Origin of the sequence: Streptomyces sp. CBMA123, from assembly GCF_014596465.1 — a bacterium.
GTDB lineage: Bacteria > Actinomycetota > Actinomycetes > Streptomycetales > Streptomycetaceae > Kitasatospora.
The window spans coordinates 1-4463 of record NZ_MECK01000358.1 but is presented as its reverse complement, the minus strand read 5'-3'; the positions used below and the strand labels follow the sequence as shown (position 1 = coordinate 4463).

Annotated in this window: 3 protein-coding genes; 1 reads left to right on the top strand and 2 read right to left on the bottom strand. The window is 76.4% G+C overall.

The window, feature by feature from the left end; translation table 11 throughout:
* Together BG452_RS30545 and BG452_RS30540 are read right to left on the bottom strand one after the other, a co-directional pair.
* Positions 1-2231 (bottom strand): alpha-N-acetylglucosaminidase (locus tag BG452_RS30545; RefSeq protein ID WP_188307594.1); only part of this gene is annotated, 2231 nt, incomplete at its 3' end.
* Positions 2232-2320: 89 nt separating this feature from the next.
* Positions 2321-3169, bottom strand: a complete 849-nt coding sequence (locus BG452_RS30540; protein WP_188307593.1) for a helix-turn-helix transcriptional regulator — start codon at positions 3167-3169, stop codon at positions 2321-2323.
* 115 nt (positions 3170-3284) lie between these two features.
* Between BG452_RS30540 and BG452_RS30535 the strand changes: the two genes are divergently transcribed.
* The coding region (locus BG452_RS30535) for an MFS transporter (protein ID WP_188307592.1) at positions 3285-4463 on the top strand (1179 nt) is incomplete at its 3' end.

The following is a 4463-nucleotide window of genomic DNA, read 5'->3' as shown; positions in this document are numbered from 1 at the left end:
CCCGCCGGCGCCGGGGCCGGGCCTGGGCCCGCCTCGGCCACGGGGTGGTGGGCGGCGACGGCGGCCGCGGCCTCGACCGGGTCGCCGACCGGTGCGGCCGGGTAGCGAGCCGTCGAGTGCGCCCAGGCGTCGTCCAGGGCGAAGAAGTCGACCGGAACCGGCCGGGTGCCGTGCACCAGGGCGTCGTCCAGGGAGGCGAAGTAGGCCGCCCAGCGCGGGGCGTAGAGGTCCGCGACCAGGCCGGACCACTCGCGGGCGGCGTAGTCGTGCAGTCCGCCGTCCTCCGCCTCGGCGCGGGTGCCGCCCCAGGTGGTGAGGATCGACCGGGCGTCGTACTGGAGCCGGTCCCGTTCGGCGGGGGTCGCGGCCCAGTCCGGCACCTGGGCGAGCCAGCCGCCGACCAGGAAGCGCGGGTCCGTCGCGGTCACCCGTTCCAGCTCGGCCTCGGCGCCGTTCCAGCGCTCCACCAGGGACCGGAAGCTGATCAAGTCCTGTGCGGTGTAGGATTTTTCGGTCAGCGGGAGCAGTCGACGGCTCTCGTCGGCCAGCACCTGCCGGGCGAGGTTGACGAGGTCGAACCGGTAGGCGTCGGTGCCGCGCCGCCCCGGCGCCGTCCGCAGCAGCCGGTCCAGGGCGCCGCGCACCGTGGCCGGGTCGAAGCGTGACCGCGGCGGCGACCAGGAGCCGGTGGTGGTGGCGGTCAGGGACGGGCGTGCCGTGAACAGCCCGTCCTGCGGTTCGCTCCAGCCGTCGGACGGCATGTCGTAGGGGCCGTCGCGCAGTTGCGCCCAGGCCGCTGCCGCGGCGGTGTCGGCCCCGCCGTAGCGGGCGGCCGCGTACGCCGTGAACCAGGCGCTCCGGTCGATCTCGACGGGGGACCAGGCGAGGTCGGCGAACAGCGCGAGCGCCGCCGGATCGGTGCCGGTGCCCTCGGGCATGAAGGCGATGCCGCTGAGCGCGCTGCCGGGCTCGGTGCGCCACCGGTGGAACCGCCGGGTCCAGACGCCGGTGTTGGCACCGAAGGTGGTCTTGCCGCCGAAGTTGGGGATCGTGCCGAAGGCGTACGGCGTGCCGCCCCAGTCGGCTTCGCGGTCCAGGCCGTCGGAGCGGTCGGACAGGCCGTCGACGATCAGCATCCGGCTCCGGTCCACCCCGGAGAGCAGGGCGGCCGTGGGGTTGTGCTCCCAGCCGAGGAGGGCCCAGACCGCGCCGGGGTGGGCGGTGAGCAGCGCGCGCTGGATCGCGCCGGCCGCGGCGGGGACGTCGACGCCGCCCGCGGTGCCGCCCTCGTGCAGCGGGTCCATCTTGTACAGCGCGCTGTCGCCGAAGGCCTCGCGCTGGGCGGCGTAGTAGGCCTCGGCGACGCGCGGGAACAGCGCGCTGGTCGGGTCGAGCCAGGAGTCCCGGTCGAACGCCGTCCAGGTGCCCTGGGGGACGACCGCGGCGCCTGGGTTGCGCCGGGCGAAGTCGGCCGGGACGGTGCCGAAGTAGCCCGGCAGGACCGGGGTCATGCCGAGGGCCCGCAGCTGGTCGCAGACCCGGCGGCCGAGGGCGGCGCGGGCGCCGACCAGCTGTTCCGAGACCGGTCCGCCGAAGCCGGACATGTTCTGCAGCAGCCACCACGGCTGGTGCGCGGGCGCCGGGGTCCAGGCACGCAGTTCGTCCGGGCCGTAGCCGAACCCCTGGAGCGCCCGGTGGTACGGCTGCTCGGCTCCGACGGTGACCAGCACCTCGTCGAAGCCGTGCAGGGCGAGCACGTCGATCTCGTGCTGGTAGTCGGCGAAGCCGCGGTAGGCGCCGGAGTAGCCGGCGTCGGTGTCGTTGAGCGCGTAGCGGTGCGGGACGACGGCGGAGCCGGTGTGGGCGGCGGGCACCGGCGGCAGCACGGCCGGGAGCGTCGCGGTGCTGTCGCCCGGGAGGCCGATGTCGGCGTGGGCGACGGTGCGCAGGTACCAGCCGACGCCGGCCAGCAGGGTGGCCGGGGAGGTGCCCCGCACCTGGATCGCGCCGGGCGGGCCGGAGACGGTGTAGCCGTCGCCGCCGGGCGCCGGCCGCGCCTCGGGCACCAGCTCGAACTGGGCGGCATGCCCCGGCAGCAGCCGTCCGAGCGCGGCCCGGGCCGGCCCGGGGTCGAACACCGCGGCGCCGGGCGCCGTCGGGGCGGCGGGTACCGGGCCGACCGCCGTGGCGACGGCGGCGCACACCAGGAGCAGGGGGAGCAGTACGGGCATGCGACCGACGGTCGCATCCGGGCGCCGGCCCGGGTCCCTGCCTCGCGGGCCGTCACCCGGATGACCGCGCGGACCGGAACCGGGGCCGGTCAACGCCCCTCGACCGCCACCGCCTCCGCCACCGCCCGGCGGGTGGCCGGATCCGCCGGGTGGCGGACGACGAGGTGCAGGTCCGGGTCCTCGGCCGCGATCAGCTTGGCCTGACGGAAGGTCAGGAGCCCGAGCCGCGGGTGGTCGAAGCGCTTGAGCGCGGGGTTGAAGCCCGCCACGTCGTGGCGTTCCCAGCGGGCGCGGAAGCCGGGGTCGGCGGCCGAGACGTCCGCGACGATCTCGGCGAAGCGCGGGTCGCCGGGGTGGCGGTCGGCGGAGGCGCGGAACTGGGCCAGCACCGCCCAGGACTCCGCCTCCCAGTTCTTCAGGACGGTGCGCATCGGCGGCCAGCCGAAGTAGAGCCATATCATGTTGCGCCGCTGGACGGGGAGTCGGTCGAGGCCGTCGTAGACGGCGGCCTCGCTCTCGTTGTGGGCGAGGATGTCCCAGTGCCGGTCCAGCAGGCAGGCCGGGGTGGGGCTGAGGGCAGCGACGGTGGCCCTCAGGTGGTCACCGACCGCGGGGCAGCCGTCGGCCGCCGGGCGCGGGGCCGAGTCGTTCTCGCCGGCCAGGTCGAAGACGTGGCGCCGCTCGGCCGAGGTGAGCCGCAGGGTGCCGGCCAGCGCGTCGAGGACCTGGGCGGACGCGGTGATCGGGCGCCCCTGCTCCAGCCAGGAGTACCAGGACACGCTCACCCCGGACAGCAGCGCCACCTCCTCGCGGCGCAGCCCGGGCGTCCGGCGCCGGGGGCCGCCGGTCAGCCCGACGTCCGCCGGGGTCAGGCGTTCCCGCCGGGAGCGCAGGAAGGCGCCGAGCGCGGTGCGGCGCTGTGTTTCACGATCGTTCATGGTGGGCCCAGGGTATGGTCCCGCGATCCGGCGGAGGGTGTTACTCCCACTACCAGGATGATCCGTCAGCGCCTGGTGGCGGGGGAGGTCCTGCGGCGGCCCGAGGATGGGACGCATGACTCCGATCGCCCACACCGCCGCTCCGGTCGCCGCCCGGCCGGACACCAGGGTGCCGTTCCCGCTGACGGCCGCCGCGTTCACCGCCAACTTCGACCGCTTCGCCATCGGCCCGGTGCTGGTCACCGTCGCGGCCGCACTGCAGGTCCCGTTGGCCTCCGCGGTGGCCCTGGCCGGCGGCTACGCGCTCGCCTACGGACTGTCACAACCGGTCTGGGGCGTGCTCTCCGACCGGATCGGGCGGCTGCGGGTGATCCGAACCGCCCTGGTGGTGGCCGCGCTGGCCGGCCTGGCCTCGGCGGCGGCGCCGAACCTGGCGGTGCTGACCGCCCTGCGGGTGGTCACCGGCTTCGCGTTCGGCGCCGTCGTCCCGTCCTCGCTGAGCTTCGTCGGCGACGCGGTGGCGCCCGAGCGCCGGCAGGGCGCGCTCGCCGACCTGATGGCGGCGCTCGGGCTGGGCAACGGACTGGCCGCGCTGTTCGCCGGGGTGGTCGCCAACTGGCTGAACTGGCGGCTGGTGTTCGTGGTGCCGGCGATAGCCGCCGCGGCGGCCGCGATCGGGCTGCGCCGCGCCGTCGAGCCGGAGCGTGCCCCGGCCGGCAGCCTGGCCGAGCAGCTCGGGGCCGTGCTGCGGAGCCCGTTCGCGTACCTGGTCGCCCTGCTCGGCCTGGTCGAGGGCGCGGTGCTGCTGGGCGGGCTGACCTTCGTCGCCCCGGCGCTGGAGCACCGCGGTGTGTCCGACGCCGCGGCCGGCGCGATCACGGCCCTGTACGGCGCGGGGACGCTGGTGTTCACCCGCGCCGTCAAGGCCCTGACGCGGTACGTCCCGGCGCACGGCCTGGCCGCGATCGGCGGCGCCCTGGTGCTGGCCGGCTACACCGCCGCGGCCCTGGCGCCCGGGGTGTGGACGTACGCGCTGGTGGCGGCGCTGCTCGGCGCGGGCTGGGCCTTCCTGCACTCGACGCTCCAGGCGTGGGCCACCTCGGTGGTGCCCGAGGCGCGCGGGACGGCCGTCTCCTGCTTCGTCGCCGCGCTGTTCGTCGGCAGCGCCCTGGGCACCGCGCTCGGCGGGGGCGCGGCCGGCCAGGGGCGGTTCGACGTGCTGTTCGGTGTGACCGCGGTGGCCACCGTGCCGTTGACGGCGGCGGTGGTGCTCGGGCGGCGTCGCTTCACCGCC